The organism is Rossellomorea sp. NRS-1567, assembly GCF_050467885.1.
Classification (GTDB): Bacteria; Bacillota; Bacilli; order Bacillales; family Bacillaceae_B; genus Rossellomorea; species Rossellomorea aquimaris_C.
Window position 1 is genome coordinate 133961 of record NZ_JBITPL010000015.1, and the last position, 24745, is coordinate 158705.

The 24745-nt window shown below is 40.8% G+C and carries 25 protein-coding genes; all 25 read left to right on the forward strand.

Features of this window, described 5'->3' with window-relative positions:
- Positions 1–4: 4 nt before the first annotated feature.
- Positions 5–430: a chemotaxis protein CheW gene (locus tag ACIFOD_RS10115; RefSeq protein ID WP_430314697.1), complete on the forward strand. Its 426-nt coding sequence runs from the start codon at positions 5–7 to the stop codon at positions 428–430.
- 15 nt (positions 431–445) lie between these two features.
- On the forward strand, positions 446–1081 hold the full coding sequence (locus ACIFOD_RS10120) for a chemotaxis protein CheC (protein ID WP_430314493.1): 636 nt from the start codon (positions 446–448) through the stop codon (positions 1079–1081).
- Positions 1078–1575, forward strand: coding sequence for a chemotaxis protein CheD (locus ACIFOD_RS10125; RefSeq protein ID WP_430314494.1), 498 nt, complete (start codon positions 1078–1080; stop codon positions 1573–1575). Before ACIFOD_RS10120 ends, ACIFOD_RS10125 begins: the two co-directional genes overlap by 4 nt.
- Before the next feature lie 121 nt (positions 1576–1696).
- Positions 1697–2455, forward strand: a complete 759-nt coding sequence (locus tag ACIFOD_RS10130; RefSeq protein ID WP_430314495.1) for a FliA/WhiG family RNA polymerase sigma factor — start codon at positions 1697–1699, stop codon at positions 2453–2455.
- A gap of 236 nt (positions 2456–2691) precedes the next feature.
- The gene (locus ACIFOD_RS10135; protein WP_430314496.1) at positions 2692–3120 is read left to right on the forward strand and encodes a hypothetical protein; all 429 of its coding nucleotides are present in this window, start codon (positions 2692–2694) and stop codon (positions 3118–3120) included.
- 158 nt (positions 3121–3278) lie between these two features.
- Positions 3279–3986 carry a 30S ribosomal protein S2 gene (rpsB, locus tag ACIFOD_RS10140; RefSeq protein ID WP_034760179.1) on the forward strand — a complete coding sequence of 236 codons (708 nt, stop codon included), beginning with the start codon at positions 3279–3281 and terminating at the stop codon, positions 3984–3986.
- Between the two features lie 151 nt (positions 3987–4137).
- On the forward strand, positions 4138–5019 hold the full coding sequence (tsf, locus tag ACIFOD_RS10145; RefSeq protein WP_430314497.1) for a translation elongation factor Ts: 882 nt from the start codon (positions 4138–4140) through the stop codon (positions 5017–5019).
- An 82-nt stretch (positions 5020–5101) separates the two neighbouring features.
- Positions 5102–5827 (forward strand): UMP kinase, encoded by a 726-nt coding sequence (gene pyrH / locus ACIFOD_RS10150; protein ID WP_113968196.1) that lies wholly within the window; start codon positions 5102–5104, stop codon positions 5825–5827.
- Positions 5827–6384: a ribosome recycling factor gene (gene frr / locus ACIFOD_RS10155; RefSeq protein ID WP_430314498.1), complete on the forward strand. Its 558-nt coding sequence runs from the start codon at positions 5827–5829 to the stop codon at positions 6382–6384. The genes pyrH and frr overlap by 1 nt, the downstream gene beginning before the upstream one ends.
- Positions 6385–6658: 274 nt before the next feature.
- Positions 6659–7450 carry an isoprenyl transferase gene (locus ACIFOD_RS10160; RefSeq protein WP_430314499.1) on the forward strand — a complete coding sequence of 264 codons (792 nt, stop codon included), beginning with the start codon at positions 6659–6661 and terminating at the stop codon, positions 7448–7450.
- Positions 7450–8235 carry a phosphatidate cytidylyltransferase gene (locus tag ACIFOD_RS10165; protein ID WP_397551685.1) on the forward strand — a complete coding sequence of 262 codons (786 nt, stop codon included), beginning with the start codon at positions 7450–7452 and terminating at the stop codon, positions 8233–8235. The genes ACIFOD_RS10160 and ACIFOD_RS10165 overlap by 1 nt, the downstream gene beginning before the upstream one ends.
- Positions 8236–8269: 34 nt before the next feature.
- Positions 8270–9409, forward strand: coding sequence for a 1-deoxy-D-xylulose-5-phosphate reductoisomerase (dxr, locus tag ACIFOD_RS10170; protein WP_430314500.1), 1140 nt, complete (start codon positions 8270–8272; stop codon positions 9407–9409).
- A 117-nt stretch (positions 9410–9526) separates the two neighbouring features.
- On the forward strand, positions 9527–10783 hold the full coding sequence (gene rseP, locus ACIFOD_RS10175; RefSeq protein WP_397551684.1) for an RIP metalloprotease RseP: 1257 nt from the start codon (positions 9527–9529) through the stop codon (positions 10781–10783).
- A gap of 147 nt (positions 10784–10930) precedes the next feature.
- On the forward strand, positions 10931–12640 hold the full coding sequence (locus ACIFOD_RS10180) for a proline--tRNA ligase (protein WP_430314501.1): 1710 nt from the start codon (positions 10931–10933) through the stop codon (positions 12638–12640).
- 93 nt (positions 12641–12733) lie between these two features.
- Positions 12734–17053, forward strand: coding sequence for a PolC-type DNA polymerase III (locus ACIFOD_RS10185; protein ID WP_430314502.1), 4320 nt, complete (start codon positions 12734–12736; stop codon positions 17051–17053).
- A gap of 186 nt (positions 17054–17239) precedes the next feature.
- A complete protein-coding gene (gene rimP, locus ACIFOD_RS10190) occupies positions 17240–17710 on the forward strand; it encodes a ribosome maturation factor RimP (RefSeq protein WP_428973896.1) in 471 nt (156 codons plus the stop codon).
- 35 nt (positions 17711–17745) lie between these two features.
- Complete coding sequence (gene nusA / locus ACIFOD_RS10195) at positions 17746–18879, forward strand: transcription termination factor NusA (RefSeq protein ID WP_113968188.1); 1134 nt, start codon at positions 17746–17748, stop codon at positions 18877–18879.
- 12 nt (positions 18880–18891) lie between these two features.
- Positions 18892–19161: an RNase P modulator RnpM gene (gene rnpM, locus ACIFOD_RS10200; protein WP_113968187.1), complete on the forward strand. Its 270-nt coding sequence runs from the start codon at positions 18892–18894 to the stop codon at positions 19159–19161.
- Positions 19162–19171: 10 nt separating this feature from the next.
- Positions 19172–19489: a YlxQ family RNA-binding protein gene (locus ACIFOD_RS10205; protein WP_113968186.1), complete on the forward strand. Its 318-nt coding sequence runs from the start codon at positions 19172–19174 to the stop codon at positions 19487–19489.
- 4 nt (positions 19490–19493) lie between these two features.
- The gene (gene infB, locus ACIFOD_RS10210; RefSeq protein ID WP_397551680.1) at positions 19494–21665 is read left to right on the forward strand and encodes a translation initiation factor IF-2; all 2172 of its coding nucleotides are present in this window, start codon (positions 19494–19496) and stop codon (positions 21663–21665) included.
- A complete protein-coding gene (locus ACIFOD_RS10215) occupies positions 21662–21940 on the forward strand; it encodes a DUF503 domain-containing protein (RefSeq protein WP_149155542.1) in 279 nt (92 codons plus the stop codon). The genes infB and ACIFOD_RS10215 overlap by 4 nt, the downstream gene beginning before the upstream one ends.
- Positions 21941–21995: 55 nt before the next feature.
- Entirely contained in the window at positions 21996–22364 is a 369-nt protein-coding gene (gene rbfA / locus ACIFOD_RS10220) for a 30S ribosome-binding factor RbfA (protein ID WP_113968183.1), read from the forward strand.
- Between the two features lie 100 nt (positions 22365–22464).
- Entirely contained in the window at positions 22465–23373 is a 909-nt protein-coding gene (truB, locus tag ACIFOD_RS10225) for a tRNA pseudouridine(55) synthase TruB (RefSeq protein WP_430314503.1), read from the forward strand.
- 19 nt (positions 23374–23392) lie between these two features.
- On the forward strand, positions 23393–24337 hold the full coding sequence (gene ribF, locus ACIFOD_RS10230) for a bifunctional riboflavin kinase/FAD synthetase (RefSeq protein WP_397551678.1): 945 nt from the start codon (positions 23393–23395) through the stop codon (positions 24335–24337).
- Positions 24338–24472: 135 nt separating this feature from the next.
- Positions 24473–24742 carry a 30S ribosomal protein S15 gene (gene rpsO / locus ACIFOD_RS10235; RefSeq protein WP_034760125.1) on the forward strand — a complete coding sequence of 90 codons (270 nt, stop codon included), beginning with the start codon at positions 24473–24475 and terminating at the stop codon, positions 24740–24742.
- Positions 24743–24745 lie beyond the last annotated feature (3 nt).

Consider the following 24745-nt stretch of genomic DNA (forward strand, 5'->3'; position numbering starts at 1 on the left):
GACGATGGAAGACCTAAAGTTGATCGTATTCCAATTGGTGGATAAGGAATATGCCATTCCTGTCGATCAGGTCAGATCAATTGAGAAGCCACAGCATATAACGAGAGTGCCTAGAACGCCTGCCTATGTTAAAGGTGTAATAAATTTACGTGGTGTCGTAACCCCCATCATCGATTTAAGAAGCCGGTTCGATTTACCCTCTTCTGTGCCAACCGAGAGCACCCGTGTGATTATCGTAGGTTTAGATGATAAAGAAGTAGGATTGATCGTCGATGCGGCAAATGATGTGTTGGATGTAGATAGAGAAACGATTGAACCTTCACCGGAAGTTGTCGGGGTAGTAGAAGCAGAGTACATTGGTGGAGTAGTAAAGCAAAATAAACGATTATTGATTCTACTTCATTTAGACAAAATACTGCAATCCATCTAAGGAGAACAGATACGAATGGGTTATGAGAAGAAAATATCGTCAATGCACCTAGATATTTTGAAAGAAATCGGAAATATTGGAGCGGGGCATGCAGCAACTGCCCTCTCTACTCTTCTGGATAAGAAAATTGACATGAAGGTACCCAGTGTCCAGGTTGTTACATTCGATGAAATGATGGACATGGCAGGAGGACCGGATAATGTTGTCGTAAGTGTGTTCTTAAGAATTGAAGGGGATGCACCGGGAAGTATGTTTTTTTTATTGCCTCTTGAACAAGCTTCTACTTATATTCGAACAATGATACAGGATCGATCGTTTTCCTTTAGTGAACCACCGTATTCAGAATTAGGTTTATCTGCCATGCAAGAGTTGGGGAATATTCTCTCAGGTTCTTATTTGTCTTCCTTATCCGACTTTACGAGTCTTAAGCTGTTACCTTCTGTTCCCGCTTTATCTGTAGATATGGCTGGTGCCATTATCGGTTTCGGTTTACTGGAAATTTCTCAGGTAAGTGATTATGCGATTGTTATAGATACAGCCTTAAAAGAAGAAGAATTTGAGGAATCGGAAAGTGTGAAAGGCCACTTCTTCCTCTTACCGGATCCCGATTCATTTGAAATCATCTTCCAATCCCTCGGTGTGAGGCTATGATTGAAGTGAACACAGTGGTAAGGGTGGGGATTGCAGATATGAATATCGTTAGTAAGGGAAGTTCAATTCGTACATCGGGCTTAGGTTCTTGCATTGGGGTGGTATTATACGATGAGATTATCAAATTGGCTGGTATGGTCCACGTCATGCTCCCTCATTCATCGTTAGGGAAAGAGCCTTCCATGAAATTAGCTAAATATGCAGACACTGGAATAGATGAACTAATCCGACAACTGGGAGAACGGGGTGCGAAAGTTGAAAGACTTAAGTGCAAAATGGCTGGCGGTGCACAAATGTTTCAATTCAAATCAAAAAGCGATGTGATGAGAATTGGCCCAAGGAATGCTGAAGCGGTCAAAGAGGCTCTCTTGAAGCATCGAGTGCCAATTGTTGCAGAGGATTTGGGTGGTAATAAAGGGAGAACCATCGAATTCTTCACGTCAACCGGGATCCTTCATGTTCGCACGGTAAATGAAGGAACGAGAGAATTATGAGTCAATGAAAAGTTTCAAGGAGTAGATTTAACAGGGAAGATCCATTCGTTTTCTCATACCATGGAGTTCTATACCTTAATGCAAATTTCAAGGAAGAAAATAGTAAGCAAGGAGGATTCTTATGTCTCAGCAACCCCCTCGAACAGATGAACAACTATATTGGGAGAAATGGATTAACAGTCGTGATACCCAGGCAGGTGACATGCTAGTGAAGAAATACATGCCCCTTGTGTCGTATCATGTTCAGAGAATTTCCGTTGGGCTGCCAAGAAACGTCTCGAGAGAAGATATAAAGAGTCTTGGGTTGATGGGTTTACTGGATGCACTTCAGAAGTTTGATCCAACAAGAGATCTGAAGTTCGATACATATGCTTCGTTCAGAGTCCGGGGAGCCATTCTCGACGGACTGAGAAAAGAAGACTGGCTACCAAGATCAACAAGAGACAGGGCGAAAAAAATCGAAGCCAAAACAGTAGAGCTGGAACAAATTCTATTACGCCACGTGACCGCAGAGGAAGTAGCAGCCTCATTAGAGATGGCTCCTGAGGAAGTATATCAAACCACCAATGAACATTTCTTTGCCAATGTCCTTTCCATGGATGAGCAACTAACCGATGAAGATCATGACTCTCAAAGCTATTCTATTAAAGATGATAAGACGATCACACCTGAGGAAGAAGTGCTGAAAGGTGAAAGGGTAACAGAGTTAGAGAAAACGATTCTGACGCTTTCTGATAAAGAACAGCTTGTGTTAAGTTTATTTTATAAAGAGGAATTAACTTTGACGGAAATCGGGGAAGTCATGAAACTGTCAACCTCACGAATTTCACAAATACATTCCAAGGCCATTTTTAAACTGCGCACTTTATTAGGCTCTTGAACCAACGCTATTGATTATCGGTGCACACAATGAGCCCAAACCATAGATATTGATGGACTGTTCCCACGAAAAACGGTTAATGGAGCAGTCCTTTTATATAATTAGGAAATACTAAAATCAAACTAAATTAAGGTGATGACATGGTAACATTCCTGCTTTTTATATCTTTTCTTCTTAATATCGTCTCCTTGCTTGCAATCGTCATTTTATACTCAAGGCAAAATCGTTTTCTTAACATGGAAAAAGAACAAAAGAAAATGATCATGGAACTCGAAGAAGTCATTTCTACATATTTAATAGAAATGAAAGAAGAGAATGAAGAGTTCATTAGGACTTTTAATCATCATGCTAAAAGTCAAACAAGTATCACTGACAAAAAGGAAGATGAAAATGGAAACAGTTCCCCGCTTCAAACCACTCCCAAATGGTCAGGAGCAGGATATAAGCAAGCTTCAAAGGCCTATCAGCAAACACCAACACCACAAAGGGGAGCTGTCGAAAAAAAGTTGGAAGTGAAACCAACAGTAAAAACCAACGACGATCCCCTTATCCAAGAGGTTCTCTCACTTAAAAAGGAAGGGAAGACCATCGAGGAAATAGCTCAAACTGTCGGAAAAGGGAAAACGGAAATTGAGCTCCTTCTAAAATTCCGTCAAATTATGTAGGAATGTCTTGATTGGTTGGAATAGGTATGCTATAGTATTCATGGTGTTATTACACACGTTTCTCGATTGAGGTGGATGGTGCTATTCAACCGAATAGTTTCTACTACAAGATGACGGAAACGGAGGAGAAAACAAAAACCATTTAGGAGGAAACACACATGTCAGTAATTTCTATGAAACAATTGCTAGAAGCTGGTGTACATTTCGGACACCAAACTCGCCGTTGGAACCCAAAAATGAAGAGATACATCTTCACTGAGCGTAACGGCATCTACATCATCGACCTTCAAAAAACAGTTAAAAAGGTTGAAGAAGCTTATAACTTCGTGAAAGAATTAGCTGGTAACGGCGGTAAAGTTCTTTTCGTTGGAACAAAGAAACAAGCACAAGAGTCTGTTAAAGAAGAAGCAGAACGTGCTGGTATGTACTACATCAACCAACGTTGGTTAGGTGGAACACTTACGAACTTCGAAACGATCCAAAAACGTATTACACGTCTTAAAAACATCGAGAAGATGGAAGAAGACGGAACGTTTGAAGTACTTCCAAAGAAAGAAGTAGTACAACTTAAAAAAGAACATGAACGCTTAGTTAAATTCCTAGGCGGAATCAAAGATATGAACACGCTACCTGATGCATTATTCATCATCGACCCTCGTAAAGAGCGTATCGCTGTAGCAGAAGCACGTAAACTTCATATCCCTATCGTGGGTATTGTTGATACTAACTGTGATCCGGATGAAATCGATGTTGTCATTCCTGCGAATGACGATGCAATCCGTGCGGTTAAGCTTCTTACAGGTAAAATGGCTGACGCTATTTTAGAAGCTAAGCAAGGTGAAGAAGCAGCTGTAGCAGCTGAGTAATGAATGAAAGGTGATAAGAGGGCTTACCCTTATCACCTTTTTTTAAAGAGTATTCACATCTACTGTACTCTACTATAGAGGCAGTACATTTTATGACTTTCGCCAAACGGTGATAAAAGTCTACATAGTCAAACTAAGGAGGAAACCCACTATGGCAATTACTGCACAAATGGTTAAAGAACTTCGTGAAAAAACTGGCGCTGGAATGATGGATTGTAAAAAAGCGTTAACAGAAACTGACGGAGATATGGACAAAGCAATTGACTTCCTACGTGAAAAAGGAATTGCGAAAGCAGCTAAGAAAGCTGATCGTATTGCAGCTGAAGGTACTACTTACATTGCAAGCGAAGGGAATACTGCTATCATTTTCGAAGTGAATGCAGAAACTGATTTCGTTGCGAAAAACGAAAACTTCCAAAGCCTTGTTAAAGAATTAGCTGATCACTTACTAGCTAACAAACCGGCTTCTGTTGAAGATGCTCTAGATCAAAAAATGGCAAATGGTTCAACTGTAAGTGAATTCATCAATGCCGCTATCGCTAAAATCGGAGAAAAAATTACTCTGCGTCGATTTGAAATCCGTACTAAAGGTAATAACGCTGCATTCGGTGAATACCTGCACATGGGTGGCCGTATTGCTGTTCTGACTGTAGTAGAAGGTACGACTGATGCTAATGTAGCGAAAGATGTTGCTATGCATGCTGCAGCATTAAATCCTAAGTATGTATCCCGTGACCAGGTTTCTGCTGAAGAAGTAGAACGTGAGCGTGAAGTACTTAAGCAACAAGCATTAAATGAAGGAAAGCCTGAAAACATCGTAGAAAAAATGGTTGAAGGCCGCCTTGGGAAATACTTCGAAGATATCTGTATCCTGGATCAGACATTCGTTAAGAATCCAGATCAAAAGGTACGTCAATACCTTGAAGCGAATAAAGCTACTTTAACTGATTTCATCCGTTACGAAGTAGGGGAAGGTCTTGAAAAACGTCAAGACAACTTTGCTGAAGAGGTAATGAGTCAAGTTAAGAAATAATAAAAGCTAAACAATTCTTAGTAGGGAACACTTAGCGTGTTCCCTATTTTTCAAGAAAAATTCTATTTTTATGGAGGTTCCCATGAGCGTTCCAAAATACAAACGTGTCGTTCTAAAACTTAGTGGAGAAGCATTAGCAGGTGATGATGGCTTCGGAATAAACCCTTCTGTCATTAAAAATGTAGCAGAAGAAGTAAAAGAAATTGCTGAACTTGATGTTGAAGTTGCAGTTGTCGTTGGCGGAGGTAATATCTGGCGTGGTAAGATAGGTAGTGAGATGGGAATGGACCGTGCATCTGCTGATTATATGGGGATGCTGGCTACCGTTATGAATTCTTTGGCTCTTCAAGACAGCCTTGAGCAAATTGGCATCGAAACCAGAGTTCAAACTTCAATTGATATGCGTCAAGTGGCAGAGCCATATATCAGACGCAGAGCCATCCGTCACTTAGAGAAGAAACGTGTTGTGATTTTTGCAGCAGGTACCGGAAATCCTTACTTCTCAACTGACACTACTGCGGCACTTCGAGCAGCTGAAATCGAAGCAGAGGTCATCCTGATGGCTAAAAACAACGTAGATGGTGTATATTCAGCAGATCCTAAGAAGGACGAGACGGCTGTTAAATATGAAGAACTTTCCTATTTAGATGTTCTGAAAGAAGGTTTGGCTGTAATGGATTCAACAGCTTCTTCTCTTTGTATGGACAATGATATTCCACTTATTGTATTCTCTATTATGGAGGATGGGAATATTAAGAGAGCCATCACAGGTGAGAATATAGGTACAATCGTTAGGGGGAGAGAATAATGCCAAATACGATCATAACAAACGCAAAAGAAAGAATGACAAAAGCTATTCAAACATTTTCTCGTGAGTTAGCAAGCATCCGTGCAGGAAGAGCAAACGCATCTCTACTTGATAAGATTACCGTTGATTACTATGGTGCACCGACACCTGTTAACCAATTAGCAGGTATTTCAATTCCGGAGGCTCGTATGTTAGTCATCCAGCCTTATGATAAATCAGCTTTAGGTGATATTGAAAAGGCGATATTGAAATCAGACTTGGGAATTACACCTACAAGTGACGGGAACATTATCCGGATCGTTGTTCCAGCATTAACGGAAGAACGTCGTAAAGAACTTGTGAAGCTTGTGAAAAGAGAAGCTGAAGATGCAAAAGTGGCGATCCGCAATATTCGTCGTGATGCAAATGATAATCTTAAGAAAAAAGAGAAAAGCGGGGACATTACAGAAGATGACCTTCGTGGATATTCTGATGATGTTCAGAAAGCAACAGATGAAAGCATTGTCAAGATTGATGCTATTGCAAAAGATAAAGAACAAGAAATGTTAGAAGTATAATTAATCATATTCTAATCCTAAGGGGCTGACCTATAAGTGAACTCATATTCCTTATGGGCCGGTCCCTTTGTTTTATGCTTGTTTAGAGTGTCTATGATGAGAGCAGGCTTCTCCATTTCTCATTGCATGATTTTATCGTTTTGAGAGAAGACATCGTTTAACGTTCAAAATACATATATGAATGTACATAATCTATTTTCTTAAAGATATCTTCCTTGTTTTTTGATATGATAGTAAAGGTAAATATTTTTTGGATTGTTGGTGGAGGATTTTTATGCTAAACAAGCTTAAGCAATGGAAAAGACAGCAAACTTCCGAAGAAGTGGATGATCGATTTCAAGAATTAGTCAAACACCCGATTCCGGGTCATATAGCTATCATTATGGATGGGAATGGACGGTGGGCAAAAAAAAGAGCCTTGCCTAGAGTCGCTGGACATCATGAAGGCATGAAATGTATCAGAAGAATAACCAAATTGGCAAACGAATTAGGTGTAGAAGCTTTAACTCTATATGCTTTCTCAACTGAGAATTGGAAACGTCCAAAAATGGAAGTTGAGTTTCTTATGAAGTTGCCAGAAGAATTTTTAGGTACCTTTCTGCCTGAATTAGTAGAAGAAAACGTTCAGGTGAAAATGATGGGTTCTCATGATGCCTTGCCGACCCACACTAAGAGAGCCGTTACTAAGGCGATGGAAGCCACGGAGAATAATGACGGTCTGATATTAAACTTTGCTTTAAATTATGGCAGCCGCTCTGAGATTATTGATTCTATGAAGCATGTCTTAAAAGATGTTCAGAATGGAATACTAGATGAGAACGAATTGAATGAAGAAGTGTTTTCAAGTTACTTGATGACGAAAGATTTAAAAGATCCAGACCTGCTTATTCGAACGAGTGGAGAAATCCGCTTAAGTAACTTTATGCTTTGGCAATTAGCTTATACAGAGTTCTTTTTTACAGACGTACTGTGGCCGGATTTTGGCAAGGAACATTTAATAGAAGCAATTGAAGCATATCAAGGTCGTTCAAGAAGATTTGGTGGGTTACAAAGCGAGGAATCCTAATGAAACAAAGAATTATTACAGCAGTGATAGCTGCAGCGATATTTTTACCAATCATCATTTTTGGTGAAACACCATTTATTATTTTAATGTATCTTATTGCTTCCATCAGTTTATACGAAGCATTAAAGATGAGAGGGCAATGGATTTTTACCATTCCCGGGTTATTATCTTTGGCCCTTTTGTGGGTATTTTTGATCCCAACCGATGCTATCGGGATCTTAGCAGACTTTGGCTATTCCAAGATCGAAATGGCTTTTCTTGCCGTGCTGCTCTTCTTAACATATACAGTAGCAACTAAGAATCGTTATACATTCGATGATGTGTCATTTGCTCTGTTAAGCATTTTATATGTAGGAATTGGTTTCTATTACTTCATGGAGATCCGTTTGGATGAAGGGGTACAGTTTGTTTTCTACGCTTTATTTATCATATGGGCAACAGACTCAGGAGCTTATTTCATCGGAAGAGCAATGGGGAAAAAGAAGCTATGGCCTCAAATCAGTCCGAACAAAACCATCGAAGGTTTTGTTGGCGGGATTATTTGTGCCATCGTAGTTGGAGTTATCATGACGTTTTTCACAGACCTTGATATGTCCATTCCTAAACTTATGATCGTGACGGCTATTCTATCTGTCTTTGGACAAGTTGGAGACCTGGTCGAATCAGCTTTGAAAAGACATTATAAAGTAAAAGATTCCGGGCACTTATTACCGGGACATGGTGGAATGCTGGATCGTTTTGATAGTTTATTATTTGTGTTTCCCCTTCTTCACTTTCTTTTATAAAGGTAGAAGGTTTCTAGCGGGAGGAGTGTAGTTGTTGAAAAATATTAGCTTATTGGGAGCTACCGGTTCTATAGGGACACAAACCCTTGATGTAATCCGTGAGAATCCTGAGGAATTCAAACTGACAGCTATGTCTGTTGGCAGAAATATAGAAGAAGCCAGAAAAATGATTCTGGAATTCAGTCCTCAATTGATTTCTGTTCAACGCAAAGAGGATGCTGAATTACTAAAGAAAGAATTGTCTTCCGTAAAGGTTCTTTATGGGGAAGAAGGCTTGGTGGAAGTGGCTTGCCATCAGGATGCGAACGTACTCGTTAACGCAGTGCTGGGAAGCGTGGGGCTTCACCCCACATTACAAGCCATCGAGGCAGGGAAAATGATTGCCATTGCCAATAAGGAAACGCTTGTAACGGCTGGACATCTGGTGATGGAGGCTGCCCGGAAAAAGAATACTACTTTACTGCCGGTTGATAGTGAGCATTCTGCCATATTCCAAGCGCTGCAGGGAGAACAAGAAAAGAATATTGAAAAACTGATCATTACAGCATCCGGAGGCAGCTTCAGGGACCGGACAAGAGAAGATTTAGTGGGTGTCACAGTAACAGAAGCCTTGAATCATCCTAATTGGTCAATGGGAGCAAAGATTACCATCGACTCCGCTTCAATGATGAACAAAGGGTTAGAGGTCATCGAAGCACATTGGTTATTTGATATTCCTTATGACCAAATTGAGGTGGTGCAGCATAGAGAGAGCATTATCCACTCCATGATTCAATTCCACGATTCATCTGTGATGGCTCAATTAGGTACGCCTGATATGCGTGTTCCGATTCAATATGCTTTAACCTATCCGGACAGACTTATTAGACCAGGTAAGAGATTGGATTTAGTCGAAATGGGTAAGCTTCATTTTGAAGAGATGGATGTAAATCGTTTCCGCTGCCTTGCTTTTGCCTATGAAGCAGGAAGGATCGGCGGCAGTATGACGACGGTACTTAATGCTGCAAATGAAGCAGCAGTTTCCATGTTCCTGGAAAACAAGATATCTTTCCTGGATATTGAAGCGTATATTGAGAAGGCTATGTCTACTCATCAAGTGATACATAGACCAGGTCTTGAAACCATACATGAGATTGATCAACAGACTCGACAACTTGTTTCAAGCTGGTTGTAGCGTACTTGGGCATGTTTCCATGTTCTATAACGTAGTATGATAGTGGACATGTTTCTTACGCTTACTTCAAACATTTAGATCTGTTACCAACAGGTTATAAAAAAGGTGGTTTTTTATTTGCAAACGGTGATTGCCTTTGTTGTTATTTTTGGAGCTTTAGTATTTTTTCATGAGCTTGGACATTTAATTTTCGCGAAGCGTGCAGGCATTTTATGCCGTGAATTCGCAATAGGGTTTGGTCCTAAAGTGTTTTCATATAAAAAGGATGAAACAACCTATACGATTCGCTTATTGCCTCTTGGGGGCTTTGTCCGAATGGCCGGGGAAGATCCGGAAATGGTTGAGCTCAAGGCCGGGCATCGGGTTGGTCTTGTACTCGATCAGGATGAAAAAATTAAAAAAATTGTCTTAAATAACAAAGATCGCTATCCGAACATTCGTGTCATTGAGGTAGAAGAAGCGGATTTAGAGCACAGACTGCATATTCGTGGATACGAAGAAGACGGGGAGGAACTGAAAACCTTTTTGATCTCCAGGGACGCTGTATTCATTGAAGATGGTGTCGAGACACAAATCGCTCCCTGGGATCGACAATTTGCATCTAAGTCACTACCCCAACGGGCTATGGCCATTTTTGCCGGGCCTCTATTTAACTTTATTTTAGCCTTCTTCATTTTCATACTTGTAGGTTTATTGCAAGGGGTTCCTACGAATGATCCTGTTCTTGGTGAACTCACAGAAGATGGGGCGGCAAAAGAAGCCGGCCTTCAGAAAAATGACGTGATTTTAAGTATAGACGGTAAAGAGATTTCGACCTGGGATGATATTGTCACCATCATACAGAAGCACCCAGGGGATGAGCTGAGGTTTAATGTTGATCGTAATGGCTCAAACACAGAGATTCCAGTCACCCCAAAACCTCAAGAAATAGAAGGGGAAGAAATAGGGATCATTGGTGTTCATAGTCCTGTTGAAAAGTCGCCTCTCAAAGTGGTGACCAATAGTGCACAGCAAACGTATGAATGGACCAAAATGATTTTTGTTCTATTAGGAAAGCTTGTGTCCGGTGAGTTCTCGATCGATGCGTTATCAGGACCGGTCGGAATCTATCAGTCAACGGATGTTGTGGCTAAATCAGGTATATTCTACCTGATGAGATGGGCAGCCATCTTAAGTATCAACCTGGGAATTATGAACCTTCTGCCAATTCCTGCCCTTGACGGAGGCAGACTCCTGTTCTTCGCAGTTGAAGCGGTAAGAGGAAAACCGGTGGATCGCCAAATGGAAGGAATGGTCCATTTTGTCGGGTTTGCCCTTCTCATGGTTCTCATGCTCGTTGTTACATGGAACGACATTCAACGATTTTTCTTATAAAATATAATGCATGAATCATGAACAGGCAGTTTCTCCCTCCATAATCAAAAAATGAGGGTGTCACTGCCTGTTGATTTAAGATAAAATAGTGAGAAGGAAATTCACACACTACATAAATAATATATATGGTAACTGAGGTGCTAATAGATGAAGCAGCGTAATACATTCATCCCTACTTTAAGAGAAACACCAGCTGATGCAGAAATTAAGAGTCATCAGCTTCTCTTGAGGGCAGGATTCATAAGACAAAATGCAAGTGGTATTTATAGCTTTTTGCCATTAGGAAATAAAGTATTAAAAAAAGTGGAAGAGATTGTTCGTGAAGAATTAGATGCGGCAGGTGCTGTTGAAATGCTCATGCCTGCCCTGCAACCTTCCGAGCTCTGGAAAGAATCGGGACGCTGGGGAACGTATGGCCCTGAATTAATGAGAATGCATGATCGCCATGATCGTGAATTTGCCCTTGGAGCAACACACGAGGAAGTGATTACAAGTTTAGTAAGGGACGAAATTAAATCATATAAACGTCTACCCCTCACGATGTATCAAATTCAAACTAAATACCGTGATGAAAAGCGTCCACGTTTTGGACTCCTTAGAGGAAGGGAATTCATTATGAAGGATGCCTATTCATTCCATTCTTCTTCTGAAAGTCTGGACGAAACATACAATGCATTATTTGAGGCGTATTCAAATATATTCAACCGATGCGGGCTGAATTTTAGAGCAGTTATCGCTGACTCTGGAGCGATGGGTGGTAAGGATACACATGAATTCATGGCATTATCTGAGGTCGGCGAAGATACGATTGCATACTCCGATCATTCCGGTTATGCAGCGAATATCGAAATGGCTGAAGTAGTGGATTCCTATACTCAGTCGGCTGAAGATATGCTCAAATTAGAAAAGGTATCAACACCAGAGAGTAAATCGATAGAAGAAGTTTCCTCTTTTCTATCTATCGAGAAAGCTCAATGTGTGAAGTCCCTACTATTTAAGGTAGATGATGATTATGTACTGGTACTATCCCGTGGTGATCACGATATTAACGATATCAAAGTGAAGAACCTTCTAAATGCTAGTGTAGTTGAATTGGCATCAGCCGAAGAAACGAAAGAAATCATCGGATGTGAAATCGGATCAATTGGCCCTTGTTCATTAGATAAAGACGTGAAAATCGTTGCTGATCAAGCAGTTAAATACATTCGAAACGGTGTATCAGGAGCTAACGAAGCAGGCTACCATTTCACAAACGTGAACCCTGAACGTGATTTTGAGGTTTCTCAATACGCAGATCTTCGCTTCATTCAAGAAGGTGACCCTTCTCCTGACGGAAATGGTACGATAGTTTTCGCAAAAGGAATTGAAGTCGGACATGTATTCAAACTGGGGACAAGATATTCAGATGCATTAGGCAGCTCATTCTTGGATGAAAATGGCCGATCTCAGTCGATCATCATGGGTTGTTACGGAATAGGTGTCTCTCGTACCCTTGCAGCAGTTGCAGAGCAATTTAATGATGACAATGGTCTGGTTTGGCCAACGAATCTTTCACCATATGACCTTCATTTAATTCCGATTAATATGAAGGATGAATCACAGGCTATACTTGCTAACGAACTATATGACACATTTATAGAAAATCGTTATGATGTATTAATGGATGATCGGGCTGAGCGTCCAGGCGTTAAATTCGCTGACTCTGATCTGATTGGACTTCCGATTCGTATAACGGTCGGAAAGAAAGCAGGGGAAGGCATCGTTGAAGTGAAAGTAAGAAGAACAGGTGAGATGCTGGAAGTTCATAAAGACGAGCTTCTACCAAAGCTCCAAGAACTATACAAGACTCTTTCTTAAAAAGAAAAGGGCTCGACTTTAAAGGAGGCAATCCTTAGCTGTCAGCCCTTTTTCTACTGTAAATAACACGATTAGAAATGGGGGAGAAGGATCATGGAAGAAAAGCCCCTGGGCAAAAGAGAGAGGTTTCAGCTGTTGCTAAAGCAATTAGGGTTAACAGAGGATGCCTTTGTAAAGTACTTTCCAAACGCTGAAATTGAAAAATTAGCGGTGTTTCGCAAGGAGAAGAAATGGCATTTTTACTTTACATTCGAAGAAATCATTCCTTGTAACGTGTGGAGTAAATTTTCAATCGCACTGCAGACATCCTTTAAACATATTGCAAACGTAGGATTTACGATAAAAGTGGTGAATACCCAGATTTCAGATCAGCACATTTTAGACTATTGGCAGGAGTGTGTGAAAGAAATTCAAGGTATATCACCGCCTTTATTAAAATTATTAAATACTCAAAAGCCGAAAATCAATGGAAATAAAATTATTGTGGTTGCTTCCAATGATACAGAAGCAACACAGTTAAAAAGAAAATACGGTGAAATGATCACTTCTACTTTCGAGAACTTTGGTTTTCCTAAACTAGTATTGGATGCAGAGGTAAGTCAAGTAGAGGAACAAAGCAATGAGTATGAGAAATTTTTAGAAGAAAAGCTTAAAGAAGATCAAGAGAGAGCCAAACAAGCCCTTATTGAAATGGAAAAGGCTGAAAAAGAGGAAGCAAGTGGTGCACCCAGCGGTCCATTCATGCTTGGTCTTACGATTAAAGACGATGCTGACTTCCGGAAGATCGAAGAGATTTATGACGAAGAAAGACGGATCGCGATTGAAGGATATGTTTTCGATTGTGAAACACGTGAATTACGTAGTGGTCGTACTTTATTAACATTTAAAGTAACAGACTACTCAAGTTCGATCCTGGTCAAAATGTTCTCGAGGGACAAAGAGGACGCAGCTATCATGAACAATATGAAAAAAGGTATGTGGGTCCGCTGTCGTGGAAGTATTCAAAATGATACATTCGTGCGTGACCTGGTGATGATCGCCAACGATGTGAATGAAATCAAACCGGTTCTGAGGTTGGATACTGCTCCCGCTGATGAAAAAAGGGTGGAGCTTCACATGCATACTCCAATGAGTCAGATGGATGCCGTTTCTTCAGTGGCAAGCCTTGTTGCCCAAGCAAAAAAATGGGGGCATAAAGCGGTTGCGATAACGGACCATGCCGTTGCACAATCCTTCCCGGAAGCTTATAGCGCAAGCAAGAAGAATGATATTAAACTTCTCTATGGTGTGGAAGCCAATCTTGTTGATGATGGGGTTCCAATTGCCTATAACGACCGGGATCTTCCTTTAGAAGATAGTACTTTTATTGTATTTGATGTTGAAACAACCGGACTTTCGGCCGTTTACGACACCATCATTGAACTCGCTGCGGTGAAAATCAAAGATGGTGAGGTCATCGATAAATTTGAATCGTTTGCCAACCCTCATCATCCTTTATCCGCTACAACCATTGAATTAACGGGTATTACCGATGATATGGTGCAAACGGCACCTGAAATAAACGATGTTCTTCTCGACTATCATAAATGGGCAGGAGAAGATATATTAGTTGCACATAATGCTTCCTTTGATATGGGTTTCTTGAATGCAGGGTATCAAAAAGCAGGACTGCCTAAAGCGACTAATCCTGTCATCGATACGCTGGAACTTGCCAGACTACTGTATCCTCAATTCAAGAATCATCGTTTAAATACGTTAGCCAAGAAATTTGATATTGAACTGACCCAGCATCACCGAGCGATCTATGATGCTGAAACAACTGGATATTTGTTATTGAAAATGCTGAAGGATGCCGTTGAAAAAGGTATCACCAATCATAATCAATTCAATGATTACATGGGGAAAGGTGATGCATACAAGCGGTCAAGACCCTATCACTGCACGCTGATTGCCCAAACGGAAGAAGGTTTAAAGAACCTTTATAAACTAGTATCCATTTCTCATATGAATTATTTTTTCCGTGTTCCGCGAATTCCCCGCTCCCAGCTTCAAAAGTATCGAACGGGAATTCTCGTAGGTTCAGGCTGTGACAAAGGCGAAGTGTTTGAAGGGATGATGCAAAAAGGGAAAGAAGAAGTTGAGGAAAAGGCTCAATTTTATGATTACCTGGAAGTTCATCCAAAAGAAGTCTATCAACATTTAATCGAGTTGGATTTGGTACAAAGTCAGAAAAACCTTGAAGATATCATAAAAAACATTGTGGATCTTGGTAAGAAATTGGATAAACCGGTAGTGGCTACCGGTAACGTGCATTACTTAAATGAAAACGACAAGATTTACCGGAAGATTCTCGTTGGCTCTCAAGGCGGGGCGAATCCGTTGAACCGACACGAACTTCCTGATGTTCATTTTAGAACAACGAATGAAATGCAGGATGCATTCTCTTTCTTAGGGAAAGAAACAGCGAAAGAAATTGTTGTGGATAACTCCAACAAAATAGCCGATCTTGTAGATGTAATTAAACCAATCAGAGATGATCTATATACGCCTAAAATTGAAGGCGCTGATGAAGAAATGCGTCGCATGAGTTATGCCATGGCGAAAAGCATTTACGGAGAGAACCTTCCTGAAATTGTAGAAGCAAGGCTCGAAAAGGAATTAAAGAGTATTATCGGTCATGGATTCGCAGTCATCTATTTAATTTCACATAAACTCGTGAAAAAGTCATTGGATGATGGTTACCTGGTAGGATCCCGTGGATCAGTAGGGTCTTCTTTTGTTGCAACAATGACAGAAATAACGGAAGTGAATCCTTTATCCCCCCACTATGTATGTCCATCTTGTAAGAAATCCGAGTTCTTTGATGATGGATCGGTAGGATCCGGGTTTGATTTGCCCAATAAAGATTGTCCTGATTGTGGAATTCCATACAAGAAGGATGGTCATGATATTCCGTTTGAAACATTCCTTGGATTTAAAGGAGACAAAGTTCCTGATATCGATTTGAACTTCTCGGGTGAATATCAGCCTAACGCCCATAACTATACGAAGGTTCTGTTCGGTGAAGATAATGTATATCGGGCAGGTACAATCGGTACTGTGGCGGAAAAGACCGCCTACGGGTATGTAAAAGGATACGCCAATGATCATCAGCTGCAAATCCGCGGAGCAGAAATCGATCGATTGGTAAGTGGATGTACCGGAGTGAAAAGAACAACCGGACAGCATCCTGGAGGGATCATAGTAGTACCTGATTATATGGATATCTACGATTTCTCACCCATTCAATTTCCTGCTGATGATTCAAGCTCGGAATGGAAAACAACGCACTTTGATTTCCATTCCATTCATGATAATCTTTTGAAGCTTGATATTCTTGGTCATGATGATCCAACCGTTATTCGTATGCTTCAGGATTTATCAGGTGTCGATCCGAAGACGATTCCGACAGATGACCCTGAAGTGATGAAAATCTTCAGTGGAACGGAACCGCTCGGAGTGACAGCAGAACAAATCATGTGTAAGACCGGTACACTCGGAATCCCGGAATTCGGTACACGATTTGTTCGTCAAATGCTTGAGGATACAAAACCGACGACATTTTCAGAGCTTGTTCAAATTTCAGGCCTTTCACATGGTACTGATGTATGGCTTGGCAATGCACAAGAGCTTATTCATAATAACATTTGTAATCTGAGCGAAGTAATCGGTTGTCGTGATGATATTATGGTTTATCTCATCTATCAAGGACTCGAGCCTTCACTTGCCTTTAAAATAATGGAATTTGTACGTAAAGGGAAGGGACTGCAGGATGAATGGGTAGAAGAGATGAAAAAGAATGGGGTACCGGACTGGTATATTGATTCTTGTCTGAAGATCAAATATATGTTCCCGAAAGCCCATGCTGCTGCCTATGTATTAATGGCTGTTCGTATTGCTTACTTTAAAGTGCATCATGCTCTTCTTTACTATGCTGCTTACTTCACCGTCCGTGCAGAGGATTTCGATATTGAAGCAATGGTGAGGGGATCTCAAGCAGTCAGGGCTAAGATAGAAGAAATCAACAGCAAAGGCCTGGATGCATCTCCGAAAGAAAAGAACACGTTAACAGTACTGGAGTTGGCCCTTGAAATGTGTGAGCGGGGTTACAAGTTCCAAAAGGTAGATCTGTATCGTTCACACGCGGCTGAATTTGTGATTGATGGAGATTCATTGATTCCTCCGTTCAACTCGATTCCCGGCCTTGGGACGAATGCGGCAATCAATATTGTGAATGCAAGACAGAATGGGGAGTTTCTCTCTAAAGAAGATCTTCAACAAAGAGGTCGCGTCTCCAAGACAATCATTGAGTACCTGGACAATCACGGCTGCTTGGAAGCCTTGCCGGATAAGAACCAATTATCCCTGTTCTAAGCTGATACCATGGGAATTGTTTGCATAAAAATGTTGATTATGGTATATTTTTATTGGAAATACTAAAGATAGCTCTAAAGGTAGAAGAGTGGGGTCGCACCCCACTCTTTCGTTATTACATGGAGATTTTTTGAACTATCATTTCTAGTCTTGGTGCAAGATTTTCATATAGACCAGGAGGTAAGTATGAGCAAAATAACAACACTTGTAGAAGAACTTGTTACACCAATCTTAGACGACATGTCATTAGAACTCATCGATATGGAATATGTGAAAGAGGGATCCAATTGGTTTCTTCGTGTATTTATCGACAAAGATTCAGGTGTTGACATTGAAGAATGCGGAATAGTAAGTGAAAGACTTAGTGAAAAGTTAGATGAAATTGACCCAATTACTCATAATTACTTTTTAGAAGTTTCTTCACCGGGAGCTGAACGTCCTTTAAAGAAAGAAAAGGACTTTGAGAAAGCCATCGGCAAAAACGTTTATGTGAAAACATATGAGCCGTTGAACGGTGAAAAGGCCTTCGAAGGCACACTTCTTTCCTATACTTCAGACCAATTAGCATTAGAAGTAACCATTAAGACTCGAAAAAAGAAGGTTGAAATTCCAACAGATAAGATAGCGATCGCACGATTAGCTGTTACATTTTCATAGGAACTAACCGCACTATAAAGGGGGATGAAACCACCATGAGCACTCAGTTATTAGATGCTCTTACTGTTTTAGAGAAAGAGAAAGGCATTGCAAGAGATGTCATCATTGAAGCAATTGAAGCTGCACTTGTGTCGGCTTACAAACGAAATTTCAACCAAGCACAAAATGTCCGTGTAGACCTTAACCTTGAAACGGGTACGATGAGAGTTTTCGCTCGTAAAGAAGTTGTAGACGAAGTATTTGATTCCCGCCTTGAGATTTCTGTCGAAGACGCCGGGGAAATTAACCCTAGCTATGAGGTTGGAGACGTAGTTGAGTTGGAAGTTACACCAAAGGACTTTGGCCGTATCGCTGCACAAACAGCTAAACAGGTTGTTACCCAACGAGTAAGAGAAGCTGAAAGAGGAATTATCTATTCCGAATTTGTGGATCGCGAAGAAGATATCATGACAGGTATCGTTCAACGTCAGGACAATCGCTTTATCTATGTGGCACTAGGCAAGATTGAGGCGCTTTTACCAGTGAGCGAGCAGATGCCAAATGAAACATATAAACCTCATGATCGTATTAAAGTGTTTATTACAAAGGTTGAGAAGACGACAAAAGGTCCTCAAATCTTTGTTTCAAGAACACACCCCGGATTACTGAAGCGGTTATTTGAAATCGAAGTTCCTGAAATCTTTGATGGAACGGTAGAAATCAAATCTGTTGCACGTGAAGCCGGAGATCGCTCTAAAATCTCTGTTCACGCAGAAAATTCCGAGGTAGATCCCGTTGGAGCTTGCGTGGGAACCAAGGGTGCACGTGTACAGGCAATTGTAAACGAATTAAAAGGTGAAAAAATTGACATCGTTCAATGGTCAGAAGATCCTGTAACATTCGTAGCCAATGCTTTAAGTCCATCGAAAGTGCTGGATGTACAGGTGAATGAAGTTGATAAAGCGACAAGAGTAGTTGTTCCGGATTATCAACTTTCACTTGCAATAGGTAAACGTGGCCAAAATGCCCGTCTTGCAGCCAAATTGACAAACTGGAAGATTGATATCAAGAGTGAAACAGACGCTCGTGACCAGGGATTATATCCTCGAGAAGAGTCATTCCTTCCTCAAGATGAAGAGGAAGAGTATGATAACGAGCCTTTAAATATTGATTTTGATAATCAAGATTAAGAGGTGAGTCAGATGAGTGTAAATAAGAAGATCCCATTGCGCAAATGTGTGGCAACGGGTGAAATGAAACCGAAGAAAGAAATGATACGGATTGTCCGCTCGAAAGAAGGGGAGGTTTCCATCGATCCCACGGGTAAGAAGTCAGGGCGTGGAGCTTATCTTTCCAAGGATAAAGACATCATTTTACAAGCAAAAAAGAAAAATACATTAGCCAATCAATTACAAGCGAAAATAGATGAATCTCTTTACGATGAATTGATTAGCCTTGTGGAGAAGGAGTAACGTTTAGCGTATGAATCAAAATCGTTGGATGTCACTTTTAGGATTGGCGAATCGGGCACGTAAGATTATTTCAGGTGAAGAGCTTGTTATTAAAGAAGTTCGTAGTGGACGAGCAAAACTTGTGATTCTTTCCAAAGATGCTTCTGCTAATACATACAAGAAAATCACGGACAAATGTAAATCCTACAATGTCCCGGTTAGCTTGGTGGAAAGCAGAAACGATTTAGGTCAGGCCATTGGAAAAGAAGCCAGGGTAGTGGTGGCTATAATGGATGCAGGCTTTGCCGGGAAATTATCCGAACTGCTCGATGAATCTCAGTGGGGGTGAACATATGAGCAAGATGCGTGTTTATGAATATGCAAAAAAATACAATGTTTCAAGCAAAGATGTTATCGGAAAATTAAAGCAACTGAATATTGAGGTATCAAACCATATGGCAACTATAGAAGACGACGCAGTAACTAAATTAGACGCGATGTACAAAGGGGATTCAGGCAGTCAGAAACCTAGCCAGAAGGATTCCAAGGCAAATGCATCAAAGACAGAAGAAGCTCCGAACAAGGAAAAAGTAAAATCAGCACCGAAAAGTCGTGAAGGAAAAAAACACGAACAACAGCACCAATCAAAGGAGAAGAAGGTCTTCAATAATAATAATAACAACAACAAAAACAAAAATAACAAACAAAACAGGCAAAATAAAAATTTCAAACAGGCTCCACAGCAACAGCCGCCTGCCAAGAAAAAAGAACTTCCTTCAAAAATTACGTTCTCAGAGTCATTGACAGTTTCAGAGCTCGCGAAAAAGCTTCACAAAGAGCCATCTGAAATCATTAAAAAGCTATTCATGCTTGGTGTCATGGCAACAATAAACCAAGAACTAGATAAAGAATCAATTGAGCTAATTGCAGGAGAATATGGAGTCGAAGTAGAGGAAGAGATCAAAGTAGATGCCACTGATCTTGAAGTATACTTCACTGAAGACACACAAGAACAAGTAGTAGAGCGTCCATCTGTTGTGACAATCATGGGTCACGTTGACCACGGTAAAACAACTCTGCTTGATTCCATCCGTAACACGAAAGTAACGGCAGGAGAAGCTGGAGGAATCACTCAGCATATCGGTGCTTATCAAGTAGAAGTGGATGAAAAGAAGATCACCTTCCTTGATACTCCTGGACATGCTGCCTTCACAACGATGCGTGCCCGCGGTGCTCAAGTAACCGACATTGCGATCATTGTTGTTGCTGCTGATGATGGGGTCATGCCTCAAACAGTCGAAGCAATCAACCATGCCAAAGCTGCTGAAGTTCCAATTATCATTGCCGTTAATAAAATGGACAAAGAAGCTGCGAATCCGGATCGTGTAATGCAAGAACTCACGGAATACGAACTGGTTCCTGAAGCTTGGGGTGGAGACACAATCTTCGTACCACTATCTGCATTATCAGGAGAAGGGATCGATAATTTACTTGAAATGATCGTACTTGTCAGTGAAGTGGAAGAGCTTAAAGCAAATCCGAATCGCCTTGCTCAAGGTACGGTAATTGAAGCACAATTAGACAAAGGCCGGGGATCTGTAGCGACTTTACTTGTTCAAAACGGGACATTAAAAGTTGGAGACCCTATCGTAGTAGGGAATACATTCGGACGTGTTCGTGCAATGGTCAATGACCTTGGTCGCCGTGTGAAAGAAGCGGGTCCATCTGCTCCTGTTGAAATCACAGGTTTAAATGATGTTCCTCAAGCAGGGGATCGTTTCGTTGTATTTGAAGATGAGAAAACGGCTCGTTCCGTTGGTGAATCTCGTGCTTCTCAAGCTCTGCAAGCTCAGAGGGGAGAGAAGTCCAAAGTAAGCCTTGAGAACCTGTTTGAACAAATGAAACAAGGTGAAATGAAGGATCTCAACCTTGTTCTTAAAGCGGACGTTCAAGGTTCGGTAGAAGCTCTTGCCGCTTCATTGCTGAAAATTGAAGTTGAAGGTGTAAATATTCGTATCATCCACACTGGTGTGGGAGCGATTAACGAATCAGATATTACACTGGCAGCAGCGTCCAACGCCATTGTTATAGGCTTTAATGTTCGCCCTGATGTAAATGCGAAACGTACGGCTGATGCTGAAGGAGTAGAAATTCGATTACACCGTATTATCTATAAGGTAATGGAGGAAATTGAAGCTGCTATGAAAGGTATGCTGGACCCTGAATTCGAAGAAAAAATCATTGGTCAAGCAGAAGTTCGTCAAACATTTAAAGTGTCTAAAGTAGGTACTATTGCGGGAAGCTATGTAACAGAAGGTAAAATTTCTCGCGACAGCGGCGTTCGTCTAATTCGTGATGGAATTGTTATCTTTGAAGGTGAACTGGATGCCCTTAAACGTTTTAAGGATGACGCTAAAGACGTAGCCAAAGGTTACGAATGTGGTATTACGATTAAGAACTTTAACGATGTGAAAGAGGGCGACGTAATCGAAGCCTTCATCATGGAGGAAATTACACGTAAATGATCACATATGTTGAATGTGAGTGCATGATTTATGATTCTCACTCTTTAAAAGAAAAGCGGGCGGTCCTGCAGAGGGTCTTGTCACGCCTCAAACAAAAATTTAATGTATCTGTCTCTGAAATCGGACACCAGGATGTATGGCAACGAACCAGGATTGCCATCGTCACCGTCGCTTCTTCCAAAGGAGCCAGTGAAAGAGAAATTGAGCATGCATTGAAATTCATTGATTCTTTTCCGGAGTGGGAGAGACTGGAGACCCAAATCGAGTCGTTATAGAGAGTTGCTTATGTTCCAACATATAACCATTAACGATATATAAGAGGTGATATTGATGAGCCATCGTGCGAATCGTGTTAGCGAGCAAATGAAGAAAGAGCTCAGCGATATTATCGGACGAAAAATAAAGGACCCGCGCATTGGCTTTGTGACAGTTACAGACGTGCAGGTAACTGGTGATTTACAACAGGCAAAAGTGTATATTACCGTTCTAGGTGGAGAAGACCAAAGAGAAAACACGCTTAAAGGTCTGGCAAAGGCAAAAGGCTTCATCCGTTCTGAAGTAGGACAACGAATCCGTCTGCGCAAAACACCTGAAATTATTTTTGAGTTTGATGAATCGATTGATTATGGTAATCATATTGAAACTTTATTAAGAAAAGTTCAAGATGAACCAGAAGAGTCTAAAGACACAGATGAGTAACTAGAAAGGGCTGATCCGGAAGGAATGACAATTCCAATGGATTAGTCCTTTTGTTTTCTAATTGTTGTATTAAAGAAGAAATAATAGTGGAGGTATTAACATGAATGGAATCCTGCCCCTATGGAAGCCCCGTGGCATGACGTCACATGATTGTGTATTTAAATTAAGGAAGCTCCTTAGAACGAAAAAGGTGGGCCATACAGGCACGCTTGATCCGGAAGTATCTGGTGTACTTCCGATTTGTATAGGAAGAGCTACGAAGATAGCAGAGTACATTACAGCATCGGGAAAAACCTATGAAGGGGAAGTCACTCTCGGTTTCTCTACTACGACAGAAGATGCTTGGGGTGAACCTGTTGTAGAGAAGGCGTTGGACCGTACGATTACCAGAGCAGAGGTTGATGAGATTCTCAGAAGTTTAACCGGCGATATTACGCAAACCCCTCCAATGTATTCAGCGGTAAAGGTAAACGGTAAACGGTTATATGAGTATGCAAGACAGGGGATTGAAGTGGATAGACCATCAAGAACCGTTCGTATCCATAAGCTTCAATTACTGGAGGATTGGGATGAGTTAGACAGCAAAAATCCCGCTTTCTCATTCGAAGTGTCTTGTGGCAAAGGGACTTATGTGAGAACCCTTGCTGTTGAAATTGGAAATAGACTTGGATATCCAGCTCATATGTCAGCCCTTACCCGTACACAATCAGCCTGTTTTAGGAAAGAGGACTGTTTTACCTTAGAAGATGTGAAAGAGTTCGTTGATAATGGGAATCCACAAGGACTTCTTCTCCCACTGGAAATGGGGCTTTCTCATTTGCCGAAAATGGCAATTAATGATACATTAGCAGAGAAAGTGAAGAACGGAGCACGCTTGGAAGAGCCTGAGGATTGGCCGGAAACGAGTGAAGTAGTGATGGAGTATCATGGCAAGGTTATTGCCATTTATCGCCGTCACCCGGACAAAACAGGGGTTATCAAGCCTGTCAAAGTGCTTTTCAACGACTAGTGAAAAAAGGTGAAATACTGTGAAAGTAATAACTGTACATCATCCACATTCAATTAGTAAGAATGATTTTCCATCCCTTGTGTTGGCTCTAGGGTACTTCGATGGGGTCCATAGAGGACATCAGAGGGTGATCAGGGCAGCAGTAGAAAAAGCGAAGGAGCTCAAAGCTTGTAGTGCGGTGATGACATTTGATCCTCATCCTTCAGTTGTATTAGGTCATAAGCACAAGCATATACACTACATAACACCTCTGGAAGACAAGAAAGAAATTATAGAGGAATTGGGTGTGGATTATTTATTTATTGTCCGATTCACATCAGAATTTGCAAGTCTGATCCCTCAGGACTTCGTTGATCAATACATCATTGGACTCAATGCACTGCATGTAGTAGCAGGCTTCGATTACTCATATGGACGTTTAGGAAAAGGGACGATGGAAACACTTCCATTCCATTCACGCGATATGTTTACTTCTACTATAATTTCGAAGCTTACAGACGATGACTCCAAAGTAAGTTCGACGTTCATAAGAGAATGCCTTAAAGAAGGCGACGTAAAGAAGGTTCGTCAGCTCCTGGGCAGGCCGTTTAAGATGAAAGGGACAGTCATACACGGGGATAAGAGAGGCAGAAAAATTGGCTTTCCCACTGCCAATATTGAGTTGGCTTACGACTATCTTACTCCTAAAGTGGGAGTATATGCTGTTAGAATGAAAATTCATGATAAATGGTTCGATGGTGTATGCAATATCGGTTATAAGCCTACTTTTAAAAATCCTGATGAATATTCTCTATCAATCGAAGTTCACATTTTTGATTTTCATGCATCAATATATGGCGAAGAAGTGTATATCGAATGGTATGAAAGAATTAGAGATGAACAGAAGTTTTCGGGGATAGAGGAATTAATCTCGCAAATTCAGAAAGATAAAGACAAAGCAATCCACTACTTTTCGGAAATTTGAGGTTTATACTTGATTTTTGTTGAAAAGAGTAGTATTCTAAATAGCGTATGAAATGAACCTTTGCTTGGCATCACGATTCACCAACGGCTGCTCAGTAACAGGGGATTTGAAAGAAATTATTAGGAGGTGAAAAGGATGGCTATCACTAAAGAGCGTAAAAACGAACTTATCAGTGAATACAAAGTACATGAGAACGATACTGGATCTCCAGAAGTTCAAATTGCTGTCCTAACTGAAGAAATTAACAATCTGAACGATCACTTACGCGTTCACAAGAAAGACCACCACTCTCGTCGCGGTCTTCTAAAAATGGTAGGTCACCGTCGTAATCTATTATCTTACCTACGTAAGAAAGATGTACAACGCTACCGTGAGTTAATCAACAAATTAGGTTTACGTCGATAAACA

What these genes read in the sequence shown, in the direction of transcription:
- ACIFOD_RS10115 (WP_430314697.1), top strand. Translation starts at nt 5, where the DNA reads ATGGAAGACCTAAAGTTGATCGTATTCCAATTGGTGGATAAGGAATAT.
- ACIFOD_RS10120 (WP_430314493.1), top strand. Translation starts at nt 446, where the DNA reads ATGGGTTATGAGAAGAAAATATCGTCAATGCACCTAGATATTTTGAAA.
- ACIFOD_RS10125 (WP_430314494.1), top strand. Translation starts at nt 1,078, where the DNA reads ATGATTGAAGTGAACACAGTGGTAAGGGTGGGGATTGCAGATATGAAT.
- ACIFOD_RS10130 (WP_430314495.1), top strand. Translation starts at nt 1,697, where the DNA reads ATGTCTCAGCAACCCCCTCGAACAGATGAACAACTATATTGGGAGAAA.
- ACIFOD_RS10135 (WP_430314496.1), top strand. Translation starts at nt 2,692, where the DNA reads ATGGAAAAAGAACAAAAGAAAATGATCATGGAACTCGAAGAAGTCATT.
- rpsB (WP_034760179.1), top strand. Translation starts at nt 3,279, where the DNA reads ATGTCAGTAATTTCTATGAAACAATTGCTAGAAGCTGGTGTACATTTC.
- tsf (WP_430314497.1), top strand. Translation starts at nt 4,138, where the DNA reads ATGGCAATTACTGCACAAATGGTTAAAGAACTTCGTGAAAAAACTGGC.
- pyrH (WP_113968196.1), top strand. Translation starts at nt 5,102, where the DNA reads ATGAGCGTTCCAAAATACAAACGTGTCGTTCTAAAACTTAGTGGAGAA.
- frr (WP_430314498.1), top strand. Translation starts at nt 5,827, where the DNA reads ATGCCAAATACGATCATAACAAACGCAAAAGAAAGAATGACAAAAGCT.
- ACIFOD_RS10160 (WP_430314499.1), top strand. Translation starts at nt 6,659, where the DNA reads ATGCTAAACAAGCTTAAGCAATGGAAAAGACAGCAAACTTCCGAAGAA.
- ACIFOD_RS10165 (WP_397551685.1), top strand. Translation starts at nt 7,450, where the DNA reads ATGAAACAAAGAATTATTACAGCAGTGATAGCTGCAGCGATATTTTTA.
- ACIFOD_RS10180 (WP_430314501.1), top strand. Translation starts at nt 10,931, where the DNA reads ATGAAGCAGCGTAATACATTCATCCCTACTTTAAGAGAAACACCAGCT.
- ACIFOD_RS10185 (WP_430314502.1), top strand. Translation starts at nt 12,734, where the DNA reads ATGGAAGAAAAGCCCCTGGGCAAAAGAGAGAGGTTTCAGCTGTTGCTA.
- rimP (WP_428973896.1), top strand. Translation starts at nt 17,240, where the DNA reads ATGAGCAAAATAACAACACTTGTAGAAGAACTTGTTACACCAATCTTA.
- nusA (WP_113968188.1), top strand. Translation starts at nt 17,746, where the DNA reads ATGAGCACTCAGTTATTAGATGCTCTTACTGTTTTAGAGAAAGAGAAA.
- rnpM (WP_113968187.1), top strand. Translation starts at nt 18,892, where the DNA reads ATGAGTGTAAATAAGAAGATCCCATTGCGCAAATGTGTGGCAACGGGT.
- ACIFOD_RS10205 (WP_113968186.1), top strand. Translation starts at nt 19,172, where the DNA reads ATGAATCAAAATCGTTGGATGTCACTTTTAGGATTGGCGAATCGGGCA.
- infB (WP_397551680.1), top strand. Translation starts at nt 19,494, where the DNA reads ATGAGCAAGATGCGTGTTTATGAATATGCAAAAAAATACAATGTTTCA.
- ACIFOD_RS10215 (WP_149155542.1), top strand. Translation starts at nt 21,662, where the DNA reads ATGATCACATATGTTGAATGTGAGTGCATGATTTATGATTCTCACTCT.
- rbfA (WP_113968183.1), top strand. Translation starts at nt 21,996, where the DNA reads ATGAGCCATCGTGCGAATCGTGTTAGCGAGCAAATGAAGAAAGAGCTC.
- truB (WP_430314503.1), top strand. Translation starts at nt 22,465, where the DNA reads ATGAATGGAATCCTGCCCCTATGGAAGCCCCGTGGCATGACGTCACAT.
- rpsO (WP_034760125.1), top strand. Translation starts at nt 24,473, where the DNA reads ATGGCTATCACTAAAGAGCGTAAAAACGAACTTATCAGTGAATACAAA.